General features: G+C 66.5%; 21 protein-coding genes. 8 read left to right on the top strand and 13 right to left on the bottom strand.

Annotated features, from left to right (window positions below; genetic code table 11):
* Window positions 1-155 precede the first annotated feature (155 nt).
* The 3 genes from VGN66_RS04130 (at window position 156) to VGN66_RS04120 (ending at window position 1886) form a co-directional block, all read left to right on the top strand.
* Window positions 156-518, top strand: a complete 363-nt coding sequence (locus VGN66_RS04130; RefSeq protein ID WP_327517598.1) for a glycine zipper 2TM domain-containing protein — start codon at window positions 156-158, stop codon at window positions 516-518.
* Between the two features lie 92 nt (window positions 519-610).
* On the top strand, window positions 611-1306 hold the full coding sequence (gene gntA / locus VGN66_RS04125; protein WP_327517597.1) for a guanitoxin biosynthesis heme-dependent pre-guanitoxin N-hydroxylase GntA: 696 nt from the start codon (window positions 611-613) through the stop codon (window positions 1304-1306).
* Window positions 1296-1886 (top strand): urea carboxylase-associated family protein, encoded by a 591-nt coding sequence (locus VGN66_RS04120; RefSeq protein WP_327517596.1) that lies wholly within the window; start codon window positions 1296-1298, stop codon window positions 1884-1886. The genes gntA and VGN66_RS04120 overlap by 11 nt, the downstream gene beginning before the upstream one ends.
* Before the next feature lie 18 nt (window positions 1887-1904).
* Here the strand turns inward: VGN66_RS04120 and VGN66_RS04115 are convergent, their stop codons facing one another.
* Window positions 1905-4061 (bottom strand): M3 family metallopeptidase, encoded by a 2157-nt coding sequence (locus VGN66_RS04115; RefSeq protein ID WP_327517595.1) that lies wholly within the window; start codon window positions 4059-4061, stop codon window positions 1905-1907.
* Window positions 4062-4191: 130 nt separating this feature from the next.
* On the opposite strand from VGN66_RS04115, the gene VGN66_RS04110 reads away from it, so the two are divergent.
* Entirely contained in the window at window positions 4192-4944 is a 753-nt protein-coding gene (locus VGN66_RS04110) for a protein ImuA (protein WP_327517594.1), read from the top strand.
* Window positions 4856-6862 (top strand): DUF6504 family protein, encoded by a 2007-nt coding sequence (locus VGN66_RS04105; protein WP_327517593.1) that lies wholly within the window; start codon window positions 4856-4858, stop codon window positions 6860-6862. Before VGN66_RS04110 ends, VGN66_RS04105 begins: the two co-directional genes overlap by 89 nt.
* A gap of 5 nt (window positions 6863-6867) precedes the next feature.
* Here the strand turns inward: VGN66_RS04105 and VGN66_RS04100 are convergent, their stop codons facing one another.
* Complete coding sequence (locus tag VGN66_RS04100; RefSeq protein WP_327517592.1) at window positions 6868-7278, bottom strand: type II toxin-antitoxin system VapC family toxin; 411 nt, start codon at window positions 7276-7278, stop codon at window positions 6868-6870.
* On the bottom strand, window positions 7278-7532 hold the full coding sequence (locus tag VGN66_RS04095) for a type II toxin-antitoxin system prevent-host-death family antitoxin (protein WP_327517591.1): 255 nt from the start codon (window positions 7530-7532) through the stop codon (window positions 7278-7280). Before VGN66_RS04095 ends, VGN66_RS04100 begins: the two co-directional genes overlap by 1 nt.
* Before the next feature lie 57 nt (window positions 7533-7589).
* On the opposite strand from VGN66_RS04095, the gene VGN66_RS04090 reads away from it, so the two are divergent.
* Window positions 7590-10910 (top strand): error-prone DNA polymerase, encoded by a 3321-nt coding sequence (locus VGN66_RS04090; protein WP_327517590.1) that lies wholly within the window; start codon window positions 7590-7592, stop codon window positions 10908-10910.
* A gap of 67 nt (window positions 10911-10977) precedes the next feature.
* Here the strand turns inward: VGN66_RS04090 and VGN66_RS04085 are convergent, their stop codons facing one another.
* The 3 genes from VGN66_RS04085 to VGN66_RS04075 all read right to left on the bottom strand — a co-directional run bounded on the left by VGN66_RS04085 (window position 10978) and on the right by VGN66_RS04075 (window position 13127).
* A complete protein-coding gene (locus VGN66_RS04085) occupies window positions 10978-11406 on the bottom strand; it encodes a hypothetical protein (protein ID WP_327517589.1) in 429 nt (142 codons plus the stop codon).
* A gap of 97 nt (window positions 11407-11503) precedes the next feature.
* Window positions 11504-12115 (bottom strand): SOS response-associated peptidase family protein, encoded by a 612-nt coding sequence (locus VGN66_RS04080; protein ID WP_327517588.1) that lies wholly within the window; start codon window positions 12113-12115, stop codon window positions 11504-11506.
* 7 nt (window positions 12116-12122) lie between these two features.
* A complete protein-coding gene (locus VGN66_RS04075) occupies window positions 12123-13127 on the bottom strand; it encodes a fumarylacetoacetate hydrolase family protein (RefSeq protein WP_327517587.1) in 1005 nt (334 codons plus the stop codon).
* A gap of 105 nt (window positions 13128-13232) precedes the next feature.
* Between VGN66_RS04075 and VGN66_RS04070 the strand changes: the two genes are divergently transcribed.
* Both VGN66_RS04070 and VGN66_RS04065 read left to right on the top strand, forming a co-directional pair.
* Window positions 13233-16610 carry a PAS domain-containing protein gene (locus VGN66_RS04070; RefSeq protein WP_327517586.1) on the top strand — a complete coding sequence of 1126 codons (3378 nt, stop codon included), beginning with the start codon at window positions 13233-13235 and terminating at the stop codon, window positions 16608-16610.
* A 186-nt stretch (window positions 16611-16796) separates the two neighbouring features.
* Complete coding sequence (locus VGN66_RS04065; protein WP_327517585.1) at window positions 16797-18086, top strand: adenylosuccinate synthase; 1290 nt, start codon at window positions 16797-16799, stop codon at window positions 18084-18086.
* A gap of 222 nt (window positions 18087-18308) precedes the next feature.
* Here VGN66_RS04065 and VGN66_RS04060 read toward each other — a convergent pair whose 3' ends face one another.
* From VGN66_RS04060 to VGN66_RS04030, 7 genes are all read right to left on the bottom strand, one after another.
* Complete coding sequence (locus VGN66_RS04060; protein ID WP_327517584.1) at window positions 18309-18554, bottom strand: hypothetical protein; 246 nt, start codon at window positions 18552-18554, stop codon at window positions 18309-18311.
* Window positions 18555-18683: 129 nt separating this feature from the next.
* A complete protein-coding gene (gene aroC / locus VGN66_RS04055) occupies window positions 18684-19751 on the bottom strand; it encodes a chorismate synthase (RefSeq protein WP_327517583.1) in 1068 nt (355 codons plus the stop codon).
* On the bottom strand, window positions 19748-20044 hold the full coding sequence (locus tag VGN66_RS04050) for a hypothetical protein (protein WP_327517582.1): 297 nt from the start codon (window positions 20042-20044) through the stop codon (window positions 19748-19750). Before VGN66_RS04050 ends, aroC begins: the two co-directional genes overlap by 4 nt.
* Complete coding sequence (locus tag VGN66_RS04045; protein ID WP_327517581.1) at window positions 20037-20564, bottom strand: N-acetyltransferase; 528 nt, start codon at window positions 20562-20564, stop codon at window positions 20037-20039. Before VGN66_RS04045 ends, VGN66_RS04050 begins: the two co-directional genes overlap by 8 nt.
* A 249-nt stretch (window positions 20565-20813) precedes the next feature.
* Entirely contained in the window at window positions 20814-21617 is an 804-nt protein-coding gene (gene fabI, locus VGN66_RS04040) for an enoyl-ACP reductase FabI (protein ID WP_327517580.1), read from the bottom strand.
* Window positions 21614-22555, bottom strand: a complete 942-nt coding sequence (locus VGN66_RS04035) for a YihY/virulence factor BrkB family protein (RefSeq protein WP_327517579.1) — start codon at window positions 22553-22555, stop codon at window positions 21614-21616. Before VGN66_RS04035 ends, fabI begins: the two co-directional genes overlap by 4 nt.
* A gap of 9 nt (window positions 22556-22564) precedes the next feature.
* Complete coding sequence (locus VGN66_RS04030) at window positions 22565-23509, bottom strand: DnaJ C-terminal domain-containing protein (RefSeq protein WP_327517578.1); 945 nt, start codon at window positions 23507-23509, stop codon at window positions 22565-22567.
* Between the last annotated feature and the right edge of the window lie 162 nt (window positions 23510-23671).

Genomic DNA, 23671 nt, shown 5'->3' with positions numbered 1-23671 from the left:
CACTCCCCCCTTGGGCGCTACGGCCGCACCGGCACCCCCTTTCTTGACGATGTTGCAACGACCCTGAACCGCGGATAACGAACGCATTCAGGCATCGCTCAACGCGACTGTGCGAATCCCTTGTTCAACGAATTGCTCGAACAAGGAGACACGACATGTTCAAGACGCTTTCCCTGATCGGCGCCGCGCTGGCGATGACCGGTACCGCGCTTGTTCCCGCGACCGAAGCAGCGACACAGAGCCGTTACGAGTATCGCGACGGTCGCGGCTATCAGCGCGACGGGTATCGCGAATATCGTCGGAGCGACCGCCGCTACAATTATCGCTCGCGTGCGGCCGAAAAGTGCCGTGACGGCGATGGCGGCACGGTGGTCGGCGCAATCGCCGGTGGCCTTGCCGGCAACGCGATCGCGGGTCGCGGCGACAAGACTCTTGGCACGATCCTGGGTGGCGTGGTCGGCGCGCTCGCCGGACGCGAGATCGACCGGTCCGACCGTCCCGGCTATTGCCGCCGCTAAGGCCTAAACATGCGTGACTGAATTGGGCTGGCCTCCATCCGGGGCCGGCCCTTTTGGTGTGAACCACTTGGCGGTTGGCGCGTTGAGCGGCGATGCTGAAACCTTGCAACGATTCTGCGCATCCGCTGGCGGAACGCTTTCGCGCGTTCGTCAAATCGACCGAATTCCCCTGCGTAGGCGCAAAGTCCGCGCTCAGCCGCGACCGGATGCGGTTCGTGGTGAGCAATGATATCGCGTCCGCATGGGACGATCTGCGCATCCTGCCCAATCTGCACGACCTCGCCGCGAGCTATCGCGCCGAGCCCGAGCTGTTCCAGTCGCTCGTCGTGCTGTTCGAGCAGGACCGCGACCTCGACGAATCGGCATTCGAGACCAATTTGTGGGCGCGCCTGCAATCGCTGACCGACAAGGACGAATGGCTGGGGCAGGAGGCAGATCCGCGCGTCAGCCATGATCCGGACGATCCGCATTTCTCGCTGAGCTTTGGCGGCGAGGCCTTTTTCGTCGTTGGCCTGCACCCGCAGGCGAGCCGCCCGGCGCGCCGATTCGAGCGCCCCGCTCTGGTGTTCAACCTGCACGACCAGTTCGAACAGCTGCGCGCGCAGGGCCGCTATCAGAAGTTACGTGACTCGATCATCGCCCGCGACGTTGCGCTGGCGGGCGAAGCCAATCCGATGCTTGCGCAGCACGGGACGGTTTCGGAGGCGCGCCAGTATAGCGGGCGGATGGTCGACCCCGAATGGCAATGCCCGTTCCGTGGGCGGGAGGGCGCACAGGATGCCGCATAGAATCGAACCGCGCTCCGGCGTCGCCTTCGAACTGCCCAGGGGTGCGTTGCTGACCGTGACCGACCCGACCGGCGAACAGGTCGCTGACCTGCTCGCCTATCGCAAGGACGATGTCGGTGAGGTGATCTCGTCGGGCCGGACGCTCGATTATGCCAGCCGCATCTATCTGACGACCGGCGACAAACTCTATTCGAACCGCAGCAATGTGCTGCTCGAGATCGTTGAGGACGATGTCGGGCGGCATGATTTCCTGCTGACGCCCTGCTCGAAGGACACGTTCCGGATCATTTATGGCGACACCGATCCGCATCGCGGCTGCTTCGGCAACCTCGCCGCCGCGCTCGCGCCTTATGGCGTCGCGGAGGACATGATCCCAACCGCGTTCAATTGTTTTATGAACGTGCCGGTCGATGGCACCACCGGCGAACTGCGCGTCGATCCGCCGCTCAGCAAGGCGGGGGACCGGATCGTGTTTCGGGCGATGGAGGATCTGGTGATTGGGCTGACCGCCTGTTCGGCGCTGCAGTCCAACAACGGGTCGTTCAAGCCGATCGACTGGGAAATAACGCCGCCGGAGTGACCCGGCGGCGCTTTTAACTCAGTTTCCGGTCGGGAAGCCGCGGCGCTTGAACAGCGCATTGACGTCCGGATCGCGGCCGCGGAATGCCTTGTACGCTTCCTTGCGGTCGGTTTCGTTGCCTGTTTCCAACAGGATAGTCCGGAACTTGTCCGCCGTGGCCTTGTCCCAGACATTGCCCGTTTCCTCGAACGCGGCCCAGGTGTCGGCGTCCATCGTCTCCGACCAGAGGTAGGAATAATAGCCCGCCGAATAGGCGTCGGAGGAGAAGAGGTGGTTGAATTGGGGTAGGCGGTGCCGCATCACGATCTCGCGCGGCATGTTCAAAGAAGCGAGCATGTCGCGTTCGAACGCGTCAGGATCGGTTACCGGCGTTTCGCGATTGTGGAGTTGCATGTCCACAATGGCGGATGAGAGATATTCGACCGTGTCGAAGCCCTGATTGAACGTTGACGCCTTTTCGATCTTCTCGACCAGTGCCGCCGGAATCACCTCGCCGGTCTTGTAGTGCTTGGCGAAGCGGTTGAGCACGTCGGGGGTCAGCAGCCAGTTTTCGTTCACCTGGCTCGGATATTCGACGAAGTCGCGCGGCGTGCCGGCGAGGCCCGGATAATAGACATTGCCGAGCAGGCTGTGCAGCGCATGGCCGAATTCGTGGAACAGTGTCGAGGCGTCATCGATGCTGATCAGCGTCGGCTCGCCGCCGCCACCCTTGGTGAAGTTGTTGTTGTTCGACGCCAGCACGATGTCGTCGCCGCGCAGCCCCGAACGGCTCCGATAGCTGGTCGCCCACGCCCCCGAACGCTTCCCCGCGCGCGCGAAATTGTCGAGGTAGAAGACGCCGACCGTCTTGCCGAGGCGCTTGACCTCGAACGTGCGGACATCGGCCTGGAACACCGGAATCGTGCCGGTATTTTCCTTGAACTCGAGATCGTAGAGCCGCCCGGCGGCGTAGAACATGGCGTTGACCATGTTGTTGAGCTCAAGATACGGCTTCACCTCGCTCTCATCGAGGTCGTACTTCGCCTTGCGGACCTTCTCCGCATAATAGCGATAGTCCCAGCCCGCGATCGTGATCTTCGGCCCCTTGCCCGCCGCCGCTTCGGCATCGGCGAGCGCCTGCATGTCGGCGACTTCCTGCTTCACCCGACCGACCGCGGCGGGCCAGACCGACATCATCAGCTTGGTCGCGTTTTCCGGCGTTTCGGCCATGGTGTCGTCCATGCGGTAGTGCGCATGGGTCTTGAAGCCGAGCACCTTGGCGCGCTCCTGACGCAGCTTCAGGATATTGGCGATGATCGCGTTGGTATCATTCGCGCCGCCATTATCGCCGCGGTTGATATAGGCGTTGTAGACCTTCTCGCGCAGCGCGCGGTTGGTGGCGTACATCAGGAAGGGCTGCATCGACGAGCGCGTGTTCTTGACCGCCCATTTGCCCGCCGCTCCGCGCGCCTTGGCTTCTTCGGCAAGGCTCGCCTTGAAGCTGTCGGGCAGGCCGGCCAGGTCCGCCTCATTATCGATGATAATCGCGGTTTCTTCGTCCGCCAGCACGCGGCGGCTGAATTCGGTGAAGGCGACCGACAGCTCGCCGTTGATCCGCTTGATCTCCGTCTTCTGCGCCTCGTTCAGCAGCGCGCCCGAGGTGACGTAATCGCGATAGGTCCGCTCGAGCAGGCGCATCTGCTGGGCATTGAGGCCGAGCGTCTGGCGCTTGTCGTAGAGCGTCTTCACGCGCGCGAACATCTTGGGGTCGAGGCTGAGTTCGGTCGAGAAGGCCGACAGCTTCGGGCTCCATTCGCGCGCGATCTTCTGCACCTCGGGGCTGGCGAGGTTGCTGGTATAGACGCCCCACACCGGGAAGACCCGCGACAGCGACGTGGTCGCCTTGGCCGGTGCCTCGATCGTGTTGGCGAAGGTCGGCGCCTCGGGATTATCGCGCACCTTGGCGAACGCGGCGCGCGCCTCGGCCATGCCCTTTTCGAAGGCGGCGGGGAACATCGCAGGGGTCACCTTGTCCCACTGCGGAACGCCGTCGAACGGGCCGGGCCAGGTGTCGATCATCGGCGCGGGATCCACGGTTGCGGTGGCGGGGGCAGCGGTCGGCGTCTGGGCCGCAGCGGGCAGAATCGAGAGGAACGAGGCGGTGGCGAGCAGGATCGCGCCGGAAACGGGCTTCATGAACTTCCCCTGGGAAATGGTGTGATAGGCCGATGATACGGCCCGATCATCGCTTGGCAAGCTTGACTCGACGAACGGTTAGAACAAAATAGGAACAGTTTTCCCCGAGTCGGAGTTTGAAGGCCGGACCATGGCCGATCCCGCGATCATCAACCAGCTGCGCGAAACGCTCGGCGCGATCGAAGGCACCGGCTTTCGCCGTCGCCCGGTGCTGCCCTTTGGCATGCAGCGGCTCGACGCGCGACTGGCCGATGGCGGATTGCGGCTCGATGCGCTGCACGAGGTGGCGGGGGCGAGCGCCGATCTGACCGACGATGCCGCCGCGACGCTGTTCGTGGCGGGGATCGCCGCGCGCGCATGGGGACCGGTGCTGTGGGTGGTGCGGCGACGCGACCTGTTCGCGCCGGGCCTGTATCAGGTCGGCCTCGCGCCCAAGCGCGTCCTCTATGCCGAAGCATCGGACGATGACGAATTGCTCGCGATCATGGAGGAAGGACTGCGCCATCGCGGTCTGGGTGCCGTGGTCGGCGAAGCGCGGCGCGTGGCGATGCCCGCGACCCGGCGGCTGCAGCTGGCGGCGGAGGGCGGGCGCACCATCGCGCTGCTGATGAAGCGCCACCCGCGTCAGGGCGGCGATCCGCTGGCCGCACCATCGGCGGCGGTGACACGCTGGCGCGTCGGCTGCGCGCCCTCCTCGCCCCTGCCGGTCGAGGGGGTCGGGCGCGCGCGCTGGGAACTGAGCCTCGCCCGGCAAAAGGGGGGCGATCCTTTCAACATCCAAGTGGAGGCGTGCGATGAAACGGGTCGCTGCGCTCTACCTGCCCGACTGGCCCATCGAACGGCTGCGGCAGGCGGAGCGGACCGCACAGTCGTCGCCGCCTGAGGCCACGCCCGGCGCGCAGCTGGACGCGCTGCGCACCGCGGCGGCGGCGGAACAGGAACAGGCATGCTCGGTCCCGCGCGGCGGCGGCTGGCGCCCCGGCGCGCGCTGGGCGCGGGAGGAACGCGCCCGCCAGATCGCGGAATTGCCGGCGCACCAGCGGCCGTCACCGCGCGAACTGGGGCGGCGCGAGGAAGCGGCGGGGAATCCGTTTCGGCCGATGCAGTCGGATGAGGTGCGCAGTCAGGTTCCGGCGGGGGAGGTGCCCGCAAAAATCCTCCCCGGAACGGGGAGGGGGACCGTCGGCGAAGCCGGGGGTGGAGGGGGCCCCGAGGCAAGGGAATCGATTGCCTCGGGCCCCCTCCACCAAGCCGCTTCGCGTCTTGGTCCCCCTCCCCGTTCCGGGGAGGATTTTTCAGTATCCCCCCTCCTCACCTCCACCCGCACCGGCAATCGCGTGCTGGTCGCCGCCGCCTGCCCGGCCGCGCGCGCGCTGGGCGTCCGGCCGGGCATGGCGGTGACGGAGGCGCGGGCTTATGGCTCCGGGCTGGATATCCGCCCTGCCGATCCGGCAGGCGACCTTGCCGCGCTCCATCGCCTTGCGTTGATGGCGGCGCGGCGCTGGGCGCCGAGCGTCGCGGTCGAGGACGCCGATACGTTGCTGATCGACCTGACCGGAGTCGCGCATCTCCATGGTGGCGAGGCGCGAATGGCGCGGCGCATCGTGCGGCTGCTGGCGCGGCGCGGCTATAGCGCGCGGATCGCGATTGCCGACACGCCGGGCGCGGCGTGGGCGCTGGCGCATTTCGTCGCGCGCGATGCCGTGCTGATCTGCCCCCCCGGCCAGCACGCCGCCGCCCTCGCCCCGCTGCCCATCCCGGCGTTGCGCGTCGATCCGGCAGCAGTCGAGCTGCTGCGCCGGCTGGGCGTCGAGCAGATCGGGCCGCTCGCCGCGATGCCGCGCGCGCCGCTCGCCCGGCGGTTCGGCGGGGCGCTCGTCACCCGGCTCGAACAGGCGCTGGGCACTCTGCCCGAGCCGCTCTCCCCGGTTGTGCCGCGCGAAGCGATCAGCGTGCAGCGCCGCTTTGTCGAGCCGGTCGCGACCGCCGAGGGGATCGCGCACTGGATCGGTGCCCTCGTCCCCGAACTGTGCGCCGCGCTCGAGGCGGCGGGGCTGGGCGCGCGCGCGGTCGAGCTGGTCGCCGACCGGGTCGATGGCGTGCCGCAACGCATCCGCATCGGCCTGGCACGCGCCAGCCGCGATTGCCTGCACCTGATCCGCCTGATCGCGCGGCGGATCGAGGATGTCGAGCCGGGCTATGGCATCGACGCCATCACGCTGCACGTTCGCCGCGCCGAGCCGCTGGCCGCCCAGCCGTTCGACGAGCGGCTGGACGAGGAAGCCAAGCCCGACCTCGCCCCGCTCGCCGACACGCTCGCCACCCGCATCGGGTCGCGGCGGCTATGGCGCAGCCGCCCGGTCGAAAGCGATGTGCCCGAACGCAGCGTCGGGCGCGACGGTGTGCTCGACCCGCCCGAACGCAGCGGGCCAAAGATCCGGCCCGGCGATGTCCGCCAGCTGCTCCGCGCCGCGCCGCCCGATCCCTGGCGCCCCGACTGGCCACGCCCGGCGCGGCTGCTCGCGCGGCCCGAACGGCTCGACCATGTCCTCGCCGAACTGCCCGACCAGCCGCCGCGCCGCTTCACCTGGCGCGGGCGCACGATTCGCGTGGTGCGCGCCGACGGGCCCGAGCGCATCGCCGGCGAATGGTGGCGGCGTTCGGTCGAGACGCATGCCGTGCGCGACTATTTCCGGGTCGAGGATGAGGGCGGCCATCGGTACTGGCTGTTCCGCCGCGGCGATGGCGAGCGCGGGGTGACCGGGGACCTGAGCTGGTATCTGCACGGACTGTTCGGGTGAGCGGGTCAGACCCGCGCGTCGATCGCCCGCACATGCCCCGCCGCGGCGTAATCGAGGATCGCGCGATCGGCGGTGATGACGGGCATCTCCATTGCACGTGCCGTCGCCACGACCAGACGGTCGGCCGGGTCGCCATGGATAGTGCCGGGGAGGCAGCCGGCATCGACCCCGATCCCGATATTGATCGGAAGCACGGCAATTCCCGTTTCCGTCAGAACCGCTTCAAGCCATTCGCGCGGCGGGCGCCCGAGCTTCAACCGGTTCTTGCAAACCAGCATCCCGATTTCCCAGTGGGTGATCGCAGAAATGGACGCATCGCCGGATGCGATCGCCTGGCTGATCCGTTCATGCGATGTCGTGCCGATCCGTTCAGGCTCCTGCGCGAGCCAGACCAGGACGTGGGTGTCGAGCAGCATCAGCCTTGCCGCGTATCGCCATCCAACTCAGCGTCCCATGGGCCATCGAAAGCTGGGCTGAACGGATCTTCGAAACGATACTCCGGATGCCGCAGCATCCCGAACACATCCTTGCGTGCCTCGCGCTGCGGCTTCAGCTCAGCGACCGGCTTGCCGCGCCGGGTGATGGTGACCGCGATCCCGTCCTTTTGCATCTCGTCGATGATCCGCAGGCATTTGGCCTTGAACTCGGTTGCGCTGACGATCTTGTTCATGGCCGCTGCTCCGCTCGACATGTACATTTCATATAGTCATTTCGGCGCGGTTTGACCATGCGCTACACCGAGTTGCAGGTCACCAGCCATTTCTCGTTCCTGCGCGGGGCGTCTTCTCCGCTGGAGCTATTTTCTGCCGCCGCGCTGATGGGGCATGCGGCGCTCGGTATCACCGACCGCAATTCGCTGGGTGGCGTGGTGCAGGCGCTGTTCGCGTGCGACGAACTGGGCAAGCAGGGGGTTGCGATCCGCCCGGTCTATGGCTGTCGCCTGGACCTCGCCGATGGTGCGTCGTTGCTGGTGTGGCCGGAAGATCGCGCGGCGTGGAGCCGGCTGACCCGCCTGCTGACGCTGGGCAAATCGCGGGTCGATGCGCAGCGCGGGGAAAAGGGGCAGTGCATCCTGCATTGGGAGGACGTCGCCGGATATTGCGACGGGCTGGTCGGCGCGCTGATACCGCGCGATGTCGAGGGCGATCTGGCGTGGATGGCCGATCTGTTCGGCGCGTCCGGCCATGTCTGCATGACCGCAATGCGCCGCCCGAACGAGGCGGTACGGCTGAATGCGGTGCATGAGGATGCGCGGCGCTTTGGGCTGACGCCGCTCGCGACCGGGGACGTGCTCTACCATCACCCCGACCGGCGGATGCTGCAGGATGTGGTGACGGCGATCCGTGAGGGCTGCACGATCGACGCGCTGGGGCTGAAGCGCGAGCGGAGCGTCGACCGGCAGCTCAAATCGCCCGAGGCGATGGCGCGGCGGTTCGCACGCTGGCCCGACGCGGTCGATGCGAGCGCGGCGATCGCCGAGCGCTGCAGCTTCAGCCTGCGCGAATTGCGCCACCAATATCCGCAGGAGGAAGTGCTGGCGGGACAGACGCCGCAGCAGGCGCTGCGCATCCTCGCCACGAACGGCTTGCGCCAGCGCTTTGGCGGGCGGCCGTCACAGGCGCATCTCGACCTGCTCGAGCATGAGCTCGGGCTGGTCGAGCAGATGGGCTATGCGCCCTATTTCCTCACCGTCAATTCGATCGTCCAGTTCGCGATCAGCCAGCAGATCCTGTGCCAGGGGCGCGGGAGTGCGGCCAATTCGGTGATCTGCTTTGCGCTCGGCATCACCTCGATCGATCCGGTGAAACATCAATTGCTGTTCGAACGGTTCATCAGCACCGAGCGGCGCGAACCGCCCGACATCGATGTCGATTTCGAGCATGAGCGGCGCGAGGAAGTGATCCAGTGGATCTATGACAGCTATGGCCGCGACCATGCCGCGCTGACTGCGGTGGTCAGCCGGTTTCGCACGCGCGGCGCGGTGCGTGAGGTGGGCAAGGTGCTGGGGCTGCCCGAGGATCTGACCGGGGCGCTGTCGAGCCAAGTATGGGGCTGGTCGAGCGACGGGGTGCCGGAGGCGCATGTCGCGGCGCTGGGGCTGGACCCCGGCGATCATCGGCTTGCGCTGACCCTGTCCCTTGCGCGCGAGTTGATCGGGACGCCGCGGCATTTGTCGCAGCATCCCGGCGGGTTCGTGTTGACGCGCGATCGGTTGCACGATCTGGTTCCGGTCGAACCGGCGGCGATGGTCGATCGCCAGGTGATCGAATGGGAGAAGGTGGACCTTGAATATCTCGGCTTCATGAAGGTCGACATATTGGGCCTTGGCATGCTGGGATGCATGCGGCGCAGCTTCGACCTGCTCGCCGCGCACAAGGGCGTGAGCCTGACGATGGCGTCGCCGGTGATGCAGGACGATGATCCGGCGACCTTCCGCATGATCCGTCAGGCCGATACGCTGGGCGTGTTCCAGATCGAAAGCCGCGCGCAGATGTCGATGCTGCCGCGGATGAAGCCGGTCGATTTCTATGACATCGCGATCCAGGTCGCGATCGTGCGGCCGGGACCGATTCAGGGGAATATGGTCCACCCCTATTTGAAGCGGCGGCAGAATCCGGCGCTGGTCGACTATCCCTCGCCCGCGCTGGAAACGGTGTTGAAGAAGACGCTGGGCGTGCCGCTGTTTCAGGAACAGGCGATGCAGGTGGCGATCGTCGGTGCGGGGTTCAGCCCGAGCGAGGCAGATCGGCTGCGCCGCGCGATGGCGACGTTCAAGTCGACCGGGGGGATCGGCCCGTTCGAGACGAAGCTGATCGAGGGCATGCTGGCCAACGGCATTGCCAGCAGCTTTGCCGAACGGCTGGTCGAACAGATCAAGGGGTTCAGCAATTACGGCTTTCCCGAGAGCCATGCGGCGAGCTTTGCCAAGATCGCGGTCGCGTCATGCTGGATGAAGTGCCACCACCCGGACATCTTCTGCGCGGCGTTGCTCAATTCCCAGCCGATGGGGTTTTATGCCCCGGCGCAGATCGTGCGCGATGCGCGCGCGCATGGGGTGGAGGTGCAGGCGGTGTGCATCAACGCCAGCGGCTGGGACACCGCGATGATCACGGACCAGCCCAATCGCCGCCCGCGCCACGCCGCCTATTGGGGCGATGATTCAGGCTGGGCGGGGTTGATGCCGCTGCGGCTGGGGATGCGCGTGGTGCACGGACTGGCGCAAGGGGATGCCGAGGCGATCCTGGCGGCGCGGCGGGCGGGGCCGTTTACGGGGATCGAAGAGCTGTGGCGGCGATCGGGGGTGAAGCCCGCCGCGCTCGAACGGCTGGCGCGCGCCGATGCATTTCAGGCACTGGGGCTCAACCGGCGGCAGGCGTTGTGGGCGATCAAGGGGCTGGCGAACAAGCCGCTCGACCTGTTCGCCGCCGCCGATCTGCGCGAGGGGCGGACGCGGGCGGAGAGTATCGAGGCGCCGGTCGCGCTGGTGCCGCTGACCGCGGGGCGCGAGGTGGTGGAGGATTATCGCGCGACGCAATTGTCGCTGCGCGCCCACCCCCTGTCCTTCCTGCGAGCAAAGCTGGCGGCGCGCGGCATCCGGCCGTGCGGCGACCTGACCGGCATGAAGGACGGTGCGCGGGTCGAGGTGGCGGGGCTGGTGCTGGTGCGCCAGCGGCCGGGCAGCGCCAAGGGCGTGGTGTTCGTGACGCTGGAGGATGAAAGCGGCATCGCCAATGCGGTGTTGTGGTCCGACCGGTTCGAGCACTATCGCCGCACCGTGATGACCGCGACGATGCTGGGCATTCGCGGCCGGGTGCAGCGCGAGGGGATCGTCATCCATGTCGTCGCCGACACGATCACCGACCTGTCGCCGATGCTGCGCGAAATCGGCGAGATCGACCTGCCGCGCATGACCATGCCCGGCGACGGCGCCACCCACGGCGGCGCCCCCGACCCGCGCGAGGCGAAACCGCGCTGGCCCGGCCCGTATGACAGCAGCCATTGGCGCGGCGGTGAGGCGATCCCGGTCAAGTCACGGGATTTTCACTAGGTCGTAGCTTGATCAAGCGGACGGGCTGCTAGCGACCCAAGTGGCGACACTCACTCCAGGTCATCGTTTAAGCAATGAGCGGCATGCCGGACAATTCATACCAACCCGAGCCTTCACCGCACCTGCCCGTTTTACAATCCAGCTTTGCATCGATCTCGGCTCTTATCGCCTCAACATCGCCGCAAGACGCCTTGGGAGCAGGCTTCAATATAACAATTGGCTCAGGTAGCATTGCGGGGATGCGCTGTATGAGTTGACGTAGGGCTTGTCGGCTGGTTTTCTCAACCGCAGACATTCGATAGCCGTTCCATAGGCTCGTCAATATCTCTCCGTTGCTCTCAATCGTCACGAAGTAAGCAGGAACTTGGTGACCAATCTCGCCCGGGGTTCTCCATCCCGATAGGGTGTTAGGACATGAACCGGATGCAAACTCTTGCGGAGCGCAGCCACTCAAGATGAAGGCACCAGTAAACAGGGCGATGCGAAGAGATTTCATTTCCTACTTTTGCGCTAGCATACGGCTATCTGCAACGTCCGCTTCCCACCCAATTCAGACCCTCCACCCATCGCGCTGAACGCAGTCGTTTACAGGTTCACTGCCCAACCGGAGCCACCACCTCACTGACATCGAAGCTGCCCGGCGCGGGCGGCTGTAGCAGATGTTCGGGTCGGGCGTCGGGGTCGAGCCACTCCTCGAAATCGCGCCGCTCGATCACCGCCACCTGGCGATCATGATAGGGCGCGACATCGGCGCCCGGCGGGATGGTGAGCATCGTATAGGCCTCGCCAACCTCCGGGTGTGCGCGCCAGATGCCGGCGATGGCGAACCATGGCTCGCCCCGCTTTTCGAAGCGCCATCTGCGCTTGCGCCGCGGTCGCCGCCCAGCGGCGTCCGGCGCGGGATCGCTGAATTCGAAGAACGCATCCGCCACGATCAGGCAGCGCCCCCGGTCGAAGCGCCGCCCGTCCGAGCGGAGATTGTACACCGGCTTGCCATGCGTTCCCGGCCAGCTCCACCGCCGGACCACCAGCTCTGCCCCACCGACCGGCGACGCGCGCAGGATGACGTTCCGGTCGGTGATGCGGATGCTGTCGGTCGGCTCCAGATTGGGCAGGCCTTCGGGGAAATGGACCGGGATGCGCAGGTCGTTGATGTCGTCCCGCAACAGACCCAACGCCACCCGTCGTGCCTGTTCGTTGCACATCGCCGGCCTATCCCCCGACGGTCTGTTCGATCACACCGAAGATCGGGTGGTGCTTGTCGTCCTCGGCCCAGATGCGGACGGTGTCGCCGGCCTTCAGGAACGGGGTTTCGGCCTTGCCGGTCACGATCGTTTCGACGGTGCGCACCTCGGCGAGGCAGGAATAGCCGACGCCACCCTGCGCGATCGGCTTGCCCGGACCACCATCGGCATCGCGGTTCGACACCGTGCCCGATCCGATGATCGTGCCGGCGCCGAGTGCGCGCGTCTTGGCAGCATGCGCGATCAGCGTGCCGAAGTCGAAGGTCATGTCCTCGCCCGCTTCAGCGCGGCCGAAGGGCTGGCCGTTCAGGTCGACCATCAGCTTGCGGTGCAGCTTTCCGTCCTGCCACCAGTCACCCAGCGCATCCGGGGTGACGAACACCGGCGAGAAGGCGCTGGCCGGCTTGGACTGGAAGAAGCCGAAGCCCTTGGCCAGCTCGCCGGGAATCAAATTGCGCAGCGACACGTCGTTGGTGAGGCCGACCAGCCGCACCGCCGCCAGCGCTTCCTCACGGCTCGCGCCCAGCGGCACGTCGCCGGTGACGACCACCACTTCGGCCTCGAGGTCGCAGCCCCAGCTTTCATCGGCGAGCGGGATCGGGTCGCGGGCCCCGAGAAACCCGTCGCTGCCGCCCTGATACATCAGCGGATCGTGCCAGAAGGTTTCGGGCATCTCGGCATTGCGCGCCTGCCGCACCAACGCGACATGGTTCACATAAGCCGAGCCATCGGCCCATTGATAGGCGCGCGGCAACGGCGCGGCGGCATCGCGCTCATGGAAGCGCTCACGCGGGATCACTTCATGGTCGAGATCGGTGGCGAGGTTGCGCAACGCGCCCTCATATTGGTCCCAATCGTCGAGCGCGGCCTGCAACGTCCCGACGATATGGCCCGCATCGGCATACCAGGCGAGATCGCTCGACACGACGACGAGGCGACCATCGCGACCCTGTTTCAGACTGGCGAGTTTCACGCTGCTTCTCCTGCTCCTGGCCCGCCTCTCTAACCGTCTGGTTTTCGGCGAGTCCTTGCCCAACCCGCATTGACAGGCGCGGACGCAACCCGCAACGCTGAACACATGTATTCCGAGCTTCGATTCCTGGAGCAAGGCGGCGATATGGGTCGTCGCATTCGGGAGCATGACTGGTCCGCGAACCCGCTCGGCGCGCCTGACAGCTGGCCGCAGACGCTCCGTTTCGCGCTTGGCATCTGCCTTGGTTCGGAAATGCCGACCGCGATCTATTGGGGTCCGGAGCTGCGGCTGTTCTACAACGACACCTGGGCACCGATCCCGGCGGAGCGGCATCCCGGCGCGCTGGGGCAACGCGGGCAGGATGTCTGGCCCGAAATCTGGGACGTGGTCGGCCCGCAATTCGCGCAGGTGATCGCGACGGGACGGGGCTTTGCGACCTACGACCAGCGGCTCGACATGGAGCGCGACGGCGTTCCGCGCGAAACCTATTGGAATTACAGCTTCACCCCGATCCGCGACGAATTCGGCCAGGTGTGCGGCATTCTCAACCAGGGCAATGAGACGACCGCGACCGTGCTGGCGCAACGCGAGCGCCGCGCGGAGATCGAACGGCTACACGAGCTGTTCCAGCAAGCGCCAGGCGCGGTCGCGTTGCTGGAGGGGCCGGATCATGTCTTCGCTCTAGCCAATCCTGCCTATCACGCGCTGACCGGACGCGGCGGTCTGATTGGGAAGACGGTGGCAGAGGCTCTGCCCGAGGTCGTTGAACAGGGCTTTGTCGAGCTGCTCGACACCGTGTTCACGACGGGCACCGCGTTCCGCGCGACTGGCCAGCCCGTCGAGCTGATCCGCAGCGGCGTCGCCGAAACGCGCATGCTCGACTTCGTCTATCAGCCGATCAAGGACGGGGTCGGCGCAACCACGGCGATCTTCGTCGAGGTCAACGACGTCACCGAACGGGTCGTCGCCGAAACGCAGTTGCGTGCGAGCGAGGAACGGCTGCAACTCGCCCTGCAGGCTACGAACATCGTCGGCGTGTGGGACTGGGACCTGACCACCGACCAGCTGCGCACCGATGCGCGTCTGGCCGGGCTCTACGGGGTCGATCCGGCGCTGGCCGAGCGCGGCGGGCCCAGCGAAACGTTCATCAACCAGGTTCACCCCGATGACGTGCAGCGCTTGCTGGCCGAAGTCGGTCAGGCAATCCGCAGCGGCGACCGCTTTTCGAGCGAGTATCGGCTGGTCGCTGCCGATGGCCGGGTGCGCTGGGTCACCGCGCAGGGTCGCTGCACCTATAATGCCGAGGGTCGCGCGGTGCGCTTCCCCGGGGTCATTTTCGAGATCACCGAGCGGCGCGAGGCGGAGGACGCCGCGCGCAAGGCGGCCGCCGACCTTGAGGCAGCGACGCAGGATCAGGCGTTCCTGTTCGATCTGGCGGGTCGCCAGCGCGCGCTCGATTCGCCCGATGCGATCATGCGGTTGAGCGCCGGGGCGATCGCCGAGCGGCTGGGGCTGGATCGGGTAGGCTTCTACCGGGTTGCCGACGAAGGAAGGGTCCAGTTCGGCCCCTGCGCCACCACCGGCAAGCTGCCCTCGCTTGAAGGAACGCAGCGGCTCGATATGGGCGCGGCCAATGCGATGTATCGGCAGGGCCTGACACTGGTCACGCACGATGCCGCCAATGATCCGCGCTTCGTCGGCAGCGACCTGTCGCGCTATTCTCCCGCCGCGGTCGGCGTTCCGCTTATGCGTGGCGGGGTTTGGGTCGCCAGCCTCTATGCCAATCAGGCGGAACCACGCCAGTGGCGGCCGGAAGAGGTCGCGCTGATCGAGGCAGTGGCGGAATCGGCCTGGGACGCAGTCGAACGCGCCGCTGCCGTGATCGCGCTGCGCGAAAGCGAGACCAAGTTTCGCGCCATCGCCAATTCGATCGACCCGATGGTGTGGTCGACCCTGCCCGACGGCTATCACGATTATTTCAACGACCGCTGGTACGAGTTCACCGGCGTTCCCTATGGATCGACCGACGGCGAAGCGTGGAGCGGGATTTTCCATCCCGACGATCAGGAGCGGGCGTGGGAGATGTGGTCGCAGTGCCTCGCCAGCGGTGACCCCTATCACATCGAATATCGGCTGCGGCATCACAGCGGCGTGTATCGCTGGGTGCTGGGGCGCGCGCAGCCGGTACGCGACGAAAGCGGGGCGATCACGCGGTGGTTCGGCACCTGCACCGACATTCAGGACATCGTCGATGCGCGCGAGGTGCTGACGCGGTCGCGCGAGGAACTGGAGCGGGCGGTGGCGGAGCGCTCCGGCCAGTTGATGGCGGCCGAAGAGCGGCTGCGTCAGGCGCACAAGATGGAGGCGGTCGGCCAGCTGACCGGCGGCATCGCGCATGATTTCAACAATATGCTGGCGGTGATCATCGGATCGCTCGACATGCTCGAACGCCGGATCGCGCAGGGGACGACCGACCTCGACCGCTATATCGTCGCCGCCAAGGATGGCGCGACCCGCGCTGCGGCACTGACCCAGCGCCTGCTTGGCTTTGCGAGGCAGCAGCCGCTGGCGCCGGTGCCGCTCGACATCAACGCGCTCGTTTCGGGCATGATCGACCTGCTGATGCGGACGCTGGGCGAGAAGGTGACGGTCGAGACGCGGCTACAGGGCCAGCTTGCGACCGCGCTCGCCGACCCCAATCTGCTCGAGAATGTGATCCTCAACCTGTCGGTCAACGCGCGCGACGCGATGGCCGATGGCGGGCGGCTGACGATCGAGACCGCCAACCGCACGCTCGACGCAGGCCAAGCGGGCGAGCTGGGGCTGGAAGCGGGCGATTATGTCGCGCTGACCGTCGCCGACACGGGCTCCGGCATGTCGGAGGAGGTCGCGGCGCGCGCGTTCGACCCGTTCTTCACCACCAAGGGCGTGGGCAAGGGCACCGGCCTTGGCCTGAGCCAGGTGTTCGGCTTTGCCCGCCAGTCGGGCGGGCATGTCGCGATCGACACTGCGCCGGGCCGGGGCACGCGCGTCACGCTGCTGCTGCCGCGTCATGACAAGGCGCCCGACGCGGTTGCGTCGGCGAGCGGCGATGCGGGCCTGAGCGTCGGGTCGGCGCACGAGGTGGTGCTGGTGGTCGAGGATGAGGAGCGGGTGCGCAACCATTCGGTCGAGGCGCTACGTGAGCTGGGCTATACCGTCCTTCAGGCGCCCGACGGGATCGAGGCGCTGCGCATCATGGCGCGCGGGCAGCAGCCGATTTCGCTGTTGTTCACCGATGTCGTGATGCCGGAGATGACCGGCGACGAGCTGGCCCGCCGTGCGCGCGAGCGCCAGCCGGGGCTCAAGGTGCTCTACACCAGCGGCTATACCCCCGATGAGAATGCGATCACCACCGACGCCGGGATCGCCGCCGCGCTGATCGCCAAGCCGTTCGGCGTGGCCCAGCTCGCCGCAAAGGTCCGCGCTGCGCTCGACAGCTGACCGCGCGATGCTGGACGTAGCGGCGCGCGCGCTCTAGGGGAGCCGCGATTTGAATCGTGTTCGGCTTGCGCCGAACCGGCACCGGCCCGCTCCCCCACCCGGCCACCCATAGAATACACTGCCGTTGGGTGGCCGGGTGGGGGAGCGGGCCGGTGCCGCCTGATTGAAGCTGAAAGGATCGGGAATTTGGCGAACGTCGCGGTGATCGGCGCCCAATGGGGCGATGAGGGCAAGGGCAAGATCGTCGACTGGCTCGCCAGCCGCGCTGATCTGGTGGTCCGCTTTCAGGGCGGGCACAACGCGGGCCACACGCTGGTCGTCGGCGACAAGGTGTACAAGCTGTCGCTGCTCCCGTCCGGACTGGTGCGCGGGACACTGTCGCTGATCGGCAATGGGGTGGTGTTCGACCCATGGCATTTCCGCGACGAGATCGAAAAGCTGCGCGCGCAGGGCGTCGAGATCACGCCCGAGACGCTGCAGGTCGCCGAGACCGCGCCGCTGATCCTGCCCTTCCACCGCGACCTCGACGCGCTGCGCGAGGATGCCAGCGGTTCGGGTAAGATCGGCACCACGCGACGCGGCATCGGCCCGGCCTATGAGGACAAGGTCGGCCGCCGCGCGATCCGGGTGTGCGACCTTGCGCATCTCGACGATCTCGGGCCGCAGCTCGATCGGCTGTGCGCGCATCACGATGCGCTGCGTGCCGGGTTCGGCCAGCCGCCGATCGACCGCGATCGCCTGCTTGAAGAACTGCGCGAGATCGCGCCGTCGGTGCTGCCCTATGCCGCGCCGGTGTGGCTGACGCTGAAGGGCGCCAAGGAAGCGGGCAAGCGCATCCTGTTCGAGGGCGCACAGGGCGCGCTGCTCGACATCGATCATGGCACCTACCCGTTCGTGACCTCGTCCAACACGGTGAGCGGCGCGGCGGCGTCGGGCTCCGGCCTTGGCCCGGGGTCGGTCGGCTTCGTGCTGGGAATCGTCAAGGCGTACACGACCCGCGTCGGCTCCGGCCCGTTCCCGAGCGAGCAGGATAACGAGATCGGCGAGCTGCTCGGCACGCGCGGGCGCGAATTCGGTGTGGTCACCGGCCGCAAGCGGCGCTGTGGCTGGTTCGACGCAGTGCTGGTGCGCCAGTCGGTCGCGCTGAGCGGCGTCACCGGTATCGCGCTGACCAAGCTCGACATTCTCGACGGGATGGAGACGCTGAAAATCTGCACCGGCTATACCGTCGGCGACAAGCATTACGACTATCTGCCCCCCAGCCCGCAGGATCAGGCGCGCGCCGTCGCGGTCTATGAAGAGATCGAGGGCTGGAGCGAATCGACCGCGGGTGCGCGCAGCTGGGCGCAGCTGCCGGCGCAGGCGATCAAGTATATCCGGCGGATCGAAGAGCTGATCGGCTGCCCAGTCGCGCTGGTTTCGACCAGCCCGGAGCGCGAGGACACGATCCTGGTCCGCGATCCGTTCGCGGACTGATCGTCGGGTCGAAACAACCGTTTCCCCTCCCTTTCAGGGAGGGGCCAGGGGAGGGTGTAGCGGCGGACGAGGCTCGATGCCTCGACCGCCGCTTTTTTGTCGCGCCGGGTTTTAGAGTCTTTGAAGCGCGCAGACGCGCGCCCCTCCCCCAACCCCTCCCGTTCCGGGAGGGGAGCGAAACCCGCCCGGACGCGGCTTGGCCACGCCCGGGGGACGAACGTCTCAATAGTAGGTCGAATTGGGCTCCGGCGTCGTCTCGGTCCCATCCTGCGTCGGATCGGCCGGCTGCGCGCTCGGCTCGACATCGGTCGCGTTCGACAGCGTTTCGGGCGCGGTGGTGTCGTCGGGCGCGACCTGGTTGGTCATGTCGTTCTGGAGCGGCGGTTCGATCTGCGGCGTTCCGATTGCGGCGAGGGCAGCGGACGATCCGCACAGGGCGATGAGGCTGAACAGCGTCTTGTGGCGCATGGGATACTCCTGGTTACACGGCGCAAATTGAACGCGCGCCAATGCACCCCGGTCGCAATCCGGTTCCTCGCCCCGTCCCTCCGCGCGCTCGCTTTGGCCGTCAGCCGTAGCGCGCGTCAGGCAAAGCGTTCAGCCGCACTGCGCGCGGTGGAGCAGTTTCTGGTCGGCGAGGACCAGCGCCATCATCGCCTCGACCACCGGCACGCCGCGAATGCCGACGCAGGGGTCGTGGCGACCCTTGGTACGGATTTCGGTCGCCGCGCCGTCGCGGTTGATCGTTTCTACGGGCGTGAGGATCGAACTGGTCGGCTTGAACGCGACGCGCACGCGCACTGGCTGACCGGTCGAGATGCCGCCCGCGATGCCGCCGGCATGGTTGGCGAGGAATTCGGGGCCATTCGCGCCCGGCCGCATCGCGTCGGCATTGGCCTCACCCGACAGCGCAGCCGCCGCAAAGCCGTCGCCGATCTCGACGCCCTTGACCGCATTGATGCTCATCATCGCCGCCGCCAGCTCGCTGTCGAGCTTGGCGTAGAGCGGCGCGCCCCAGCCCGCCGGAACGCCGGTCGCCTCGCACGCGATCACTGCGCCGAGCGACGAGCCGGCCTTGCGCGCATCGTCCACCAGCTGTTCCCAGCGCGCCGCCGCATCGGGATCGGGACAGAAGAACGGGTTGTTGCCAATCTGCGCGGCATCGAACTTGGCATAGTCGATCGCCTCGCCGCCAATCGCTTCGACCCAGGCGGTGATGGTGACTTCCGGGATCACCTTGCGCGCGACCGCCCCCGCCGCGACGCGCATCGCTGTCTCGCGTGCCGAAGAGCGCCCGCCGCCGCGATAGTCGCGAAAGCCGTATTTGGCGTCATAGGCATAGTCGGCATGGCCGGGGCGATAGGCGCTCGCGACCTCCGAATAATCCTTTGAGCGCTGGTCGACATTGTCGATCAACAGGCCAATCGGCGTGCCGGTCGTCCGCCCCTCGAACACGCCCGACAGGATGCGCACCTGATCCGGCTCCTGCCGCTGGGTGGTGAAGCGGGACTGGCCGGGGCGGCGCTTGTCGAGGAAGGGCTGGATATCGGCTTCGCTGAGGTCGAGGCGCGGCGGACAGCCATCGACCACGGCGCCGATTGCGGGGCCATGGCTTTCGCCAAAGGTAGTGAAGCGCAGCACGCGGCCGAAGGTGTTGAAGCTCATTTCCAGTGCCTTCGCCGATGCCGAAGAGATTGGGAAGCAAGAAGCACTACAAGCGCTGCAAGCCCCACAAGGATACCGACACCAATTCCCGCGAGCGACGCCCAATATAAACCAAGGGCATTGAGCGCTAACAACCAGACAAAGCTAGCCGCGACATGCCAAGCAGTCATGGATGCCGTCCGGCCCAGGGCGCGTTGAACCGGCAGGCCATTTTTCCGAGCGATACCAAAATGCGAGAGGCCGCTGAAAAAGCCGAGCAGCAACACCGCCCAGTTGGCGTTGACCTCAAACATTCTCACTAAGCGCCGCAAACGCCGCCGCATGGCTGGCAACACCCCGCACGCCGCACGGCAGCTTTCCGTCCTGCAGTGCCAGCGCCATCAGATAGTCCCCGGCATAGGGCGAGTCGAACCCGCGCGCGAGGTCGGCGGCATAGCCGAAGCGGCCATAATAAGACGGATCGCCGAGCACGAAGCTGAGCAGATAGCCGGCATCGCCAAGATGCTGGTGCCCGGCGGCGATCAGTGCCTCGGCCACGCCCTGCTGGCGATACGCCGCCTCGACCGCGACCGGCGCGAGCGCGACGGCGGCAAGGGGCACGTCGTTGACGGCGACCGCCATGCGGCTGAACGCGACCATGCCCGCGAGCGCGCCGGTTTCATCGTCATCCGCGACCAGGGTCAGCACCATGTCGCCATCGATGCACAACTGGCGAACGAGGTTCGCCTCATCCGCCGCAGGAAAGCTGCGCCGGAGCAGCGCATCGATCGCGGCGACGTCACCGCCGGTCGCGGGGCGGATGGCGATGGTCATTTGGTCCTCACCGGTCGATCCCAAACCAACGTCTGCGAGCAGCGTTCTCCTGACTCTTGTTTGGCCTTATCCAGCGGTCCGTCACGAAAAGCACAAGACATCCGCCCAGCATCACCCCCAAAAACCAGTTTCCGTTCCGGGTCAGGAATGTGGCAACAACCGCCACGATGAGAAGCCCCGTCACGATGCAGCCCGACCGAACGATCGGTCGCCCGATGCCGTCGTGAAAGTCGTCGGAGCGACTCACCGCTAGGCCAGCGCGATATCCGGGGCGTCTTCGGCCTTCATGCCGATGACGTGGTAGCCGGCGTCGACATGATGCGTCTCGCCGGTCACGCCCGAGGCGAGGTCGGAGAGGAGGTAGAGGCCAGCGCCGCCGACATCCTCGATCGTCACGTTGCGCTTGAGCGGCGCGTTCAGCTCGTTCCACTTGAGGATCAGGCGGAAGTCGCCGATGCCCGATGCGGCGAGCGTCTTGATCGGCCCGGCGCTGATCGCGTTGACGCGGATATTGTCGCGACCGAGATCGACCGCGAGATACTGGACGCTGGTTTCCAGCGCCGCCTTGGCCACGCCCATCACGTTATAGTGCGGGATGACCTTTTCGGCGCCGTAATAGCTGAGCGTCAGCAGCGATCCGCCGTTCGGCATCATCGCGCTCGCGCGCTTGGCCACAGCGACGAACGAATAGACGCTGATGTTCATCGTCATCAGGAAATTGTCGAGGCTGGTGTCGACATAGCCACCGCGCAGCTCGTTCTTGTCCGAAAAGCCGATCGCGTGGACGACGAAGTCGATCGTCGGCCAGCGCTCCGCCAGCGTGTCGAAGGTCTTGTCGAGTTCGGCCATGTCGCTGACGTCGCATTCGATCAGGAAATCGCTGCCCAGCTCGGTAGCGAGCGGGCGCACGCGCCGCTCCAGCGCTTCGCCCTGATAGCTGAACGCCAGTTCCGCGCCCTGTTCGCGCAGCTTCTTGGCGATGCCCCAGGCGAGCGAACGATCATTGGCGAGCCCCATGATGAGCCCGCGTTTACCCTGCATCAATCCGGTCACGTCTTACCCTCCGGTCCCTCTTGCGGCTTCTCTAACCCGTTATCGGGCGTTTCTGCCAGCGCGGCGTTGAGCTCGGCGCCGATAACGACGCCAAAGCCAATGAGAAAGAAGAAGATGAGCGCGACCATCACGCCAGCGAGGCTGCCATAGGTCAGGCCATAGCCGCCAAAGGTGCCGATCACGAAGGGAAGCGCAGTCGTGCAGCCCATCCACCACGCGGTGACGAAGGCAGGGCCGGGCCATTTCGGACAGCCCGATTTGCGGTAGCGCGACGGGGTCAGCGTGTAGAACAGGATATACATCGCAGCGAACAGCGCGATCGCGGGCGCGATCCGCGAAATCGACAGGATCTGTGCGGTGCCCGATGCGAATGGGAGGAAGCGCCAGATGAACTGCTCCACGCCGAGCAAGATGACCTGAAAGCTGAATGCCATCATCGCCAGCACGACCGACGCGATCACCATGCCGATCGCCGCCAGCTTGAGCCGCCAGAAGGGTGTCACCGACGGGATGCCGTAAGCCTGACGCAGGATCGAGCGGATCGTTTCGATGAACCCCGATGTGGTCCACAGCCCGACCAGCGCGCCGAGCCACAGCAGCGAGCCCGAACGCCCCTCCAGCACCTCGATAATTGCCGGGCGCAGCAGATTGGCGACCTCGGGCGGGACCGTCTGCAGGAATGCGCTGACCGCCTGAAGCCCGTCGCCGGTGCGACCGAACAGCCGCGCGATCGCCGCCGCGACGATGAAGAAGGGGAAGAGGGTGACGAGGCTGAGATAGGCGAGGTTGCCGGCGTGGGTGAAGCCTTCGTTGAAGGCACCCACCGCCACCCGCTTGGTCACCACGATCATCCGATCGGTGACGCCGAGGTCCGACAGCTTTTTGTGAAAGCCGTGCCGCCGCGCTTCAGGCGATTCGGGGGAGATGGGTTCGGTCACGCTATCCGTTCAGACGCCCAGCCGTGCGCGCGGGTTCCCCTGATCGGTCCAGTCGGCGACGAACTCGGCGAGCTTCGGGTCGGCGCCGGGGATTTCGATCATCAGCGTGACGAGCAGGTCGCCTCGCGCCGTCTTGCCGTGGAAGCCGCGATCCTTGAGCCGCAGCGTCTTGCCCGAGCTCGACCCCGCCGGAACCTTGAGGTTCACGGCGCCTTCAGGCGTCGGTACGCGCACCGCCGCGCCCGCGACTGCTTCCTTGAGCGTAATTGGCAGATCGAGACGGATATGGTCGCCGTCGCGGGTGAAGAAGCGGTGCGGCTCCACCTCGATCGTGACGATTGCGTCGCCATTGCCGCCCGGCCCCACATCACCCTTGCCGGCGAGGCGCATCTGGGTGCCGGTTTCGACGCCCTTCGGCAGTTTCAGGTCGATGGTCGATCCGTCACGCAACTGAATCCGCTGTTGCTTGAGCGCGGCGGCATCCTCGAACGGGACACGCAGGCGATAGGCGACGTTCGCGCCCTTGGCTGGCGGGGGGCGGCGGCCGAAGCCGCTGGAAAAGCCTCCGCCGGGCTGTCCGCCGCCGGCACGGCCGCCGAACAGCCCCTCAAGAATATCCTCGAACCCGGCATCGCCGCCGCCGCCGAAGTCGAACTGCGCGCCGCCGGGACGAAACCCGCCCTGTGGCCCGCCGCGCGCTCCGCCAAAGCCGGCTCCGAACGGCGAGGTCGGGTTGCCGTCGCCGTCGATCTCACCCCGGTCGAAGCGCGCGCGCTTGTCCTTGTCCATCAGCAGGTCATAGGCCTGCGTCACCGTGCCGAACTTCTCCGCGGCCTTGGGATTGTCGCGGTTGCGGTCGGGATGCAGCTCTTTCGCGAGCTTGCGATACGCCTTTTTCACCTCATCCTCGCTGGCCCCGCGCGAGACTCCCAAGGTTGCGTAAGGATCGGCCACGTGTTTCCCCGGTTGATTGATGTTCAGCGTATTAGCCCGCTACATCGGCGCGACAGGGAGAGAGTGCAAGGGTTTGGGGGCTAGAGTCGTTTTCAGTTAGGCGGCACCGGCCCGCTCCCCCACCCGGCCACCCAACGACAGTGTATTCTATGGGTGGCCGGG

The organism is Sphingomonas sp. (assembly GCF_035998645.1).
Taxonomy (GTDB): domain Bacteria; phylum Pseudomonadota; class Alphaproteobacteria; order Sphingomonadales; family Sphingomonadaceae; genus Sphingomonas.
Note: the sequence above shows the minus strand (reverse complement) of the source record. Positions and strands in the feature narration are given on the sequence as shown.